General features: G+C 61.6%; 1 protein-coding gene. It reads left to right on the forward strand.

The genetic code is table 11. The annotated features are described in order from the left end of the window. Positions 1–271 (forward strand): TPM domain-containing protein (locus SB765_RS29835; RefSeq protein ID WP_410932520.1); only part of this gene is annotated, 271 nt, incomplete at both ends.

Here is a 271-nt window from a genome sequence, read left to right on the forward strand (position 1 = left end):
CTACCGCCGGTCTGAAACAACAACTGGCCGCCCTCGAACAGCGCAAAGGCGCACAAATGGCGGTACTGCTGGTGCCCACCACCGGCGGCTCAAGCATCGAGGATTACGCCAACCAACTGTTCCGCGCCTGGAGGCTGGGGCGCAAGGACGTCAACGACGGCATCCTGCTGGTGGTGGCCAAGGATGATCGCAAAGTGCGCATCGAGGTCGGTTACGGGCTGGAAGGTACGGTGACCGATCTGCTGGCCCATCGCATCATCGAGGAACACAT

Source organism: Pseudomonas sp. SIMBA_067, from assembly GCF_046534675.1.
GTDB classification, from domain to species: Bacteria; Pseudomonadota; Gammaproteobacteria; order Pseudomonadales; family Pseudomonadaceae; genus Aquipseudomonas; species Aquipseudomonas putida.